The following is an 868-nucleotide window of genomic DNA, read 5'->3' on the forward strand; positions in this document are numbered from 1 at the left end:
TACTGAGGTTGAACTCGTGGTGTCGTAGGGGCTGACGGCTCGTTGCCTGTGCGGTATCACCGGTGCATGCGATATCCACAAGGGGGCGGGCTGACCGCCGAACGGCAGCAGTTCCGCGAGGAGTTAAGGCTCAAGGCGGCCGAGAGGTTCGCCCAGGGCGAGGCGAGCTCGGTGATTGCGAAGGACCTGCGAGTCAGCGTCCGCTCGGTGCAGCGATGGCGGCAGATGTGGGACGAAGGCGGTCCGCGGGCTCTGCGGTCGCAGGGGCCGGCGTCGCTGCCGAGGCTGAGCGAGAAGCAGTTCGCCCAGCTGGAGGCGGAGCTGGCCAAGGGGCCGGTCGCACACGGCTGGGAGGACCAGCGCTGGACGCTGGCACGGGTCAAGACGGTGATCGGCCGGCGGTTCCACCTGACCTACACGATTCAGGGCGTTCGCAAGCTGCTCGTGCGCAACGGCTGGTCCTGCCAGGTCCCGGCCCGGCGGGCGATGGAGCGGGACGACGAGGCGGTGGCCGGGTGGGTCAAGGAGGTGTGGCCGTGCGCGGAAGGCTGGCGGCGGCCCGTGGAGCCTGGCTGGTCTTCGAGGACGAGGCCGGATTCTCCATGACGCCGCCGCAGGCGAAGACCTGGTCCCAGCGCGGCCGGACCCCGGTGGTGCGGGTTCGGGGCCGTTCCCGCAGAAGGATCTCCATCGCGGCCCTGACCTGCTACAAGCCCGGCCACCGGTCCCGACTGATCTACCGGCCCCGCCGGGACGACGGCCGCCGCGACGGACGCAAGAGCTTCTCCTGGCGCGACTACCGGGACCTGTTGATCGCCGCCCACCAGCAGCTCGGCGGCCCGATCGTCCTCGTCTGGGACAACCTCAA

Annotated in this window: 1 pseudogene; it reads left to right on the plus strand. The window is 70.2% G+C overall.

The window, feature by feature from the left end:
• Positions 1-66 precede the first annotated feature (66 nt).
• Positions 67-868: pseudogene (locus IE107_RS34520) on the plus strand (winged helix-turn-helix domain-containing protein); the annotation flags it as partial.

This window comes from Streptomyces gelaticus (assembly GCF_014649535.1).
In the GTDB taxonomy this organism is placed as follows: domain Bacteria; phylum Actinomycetota; class Actinomycetes; order Streptomycetales; family Streptomycetaceae; genus Streptomyces; species Streptomyces gelaticus.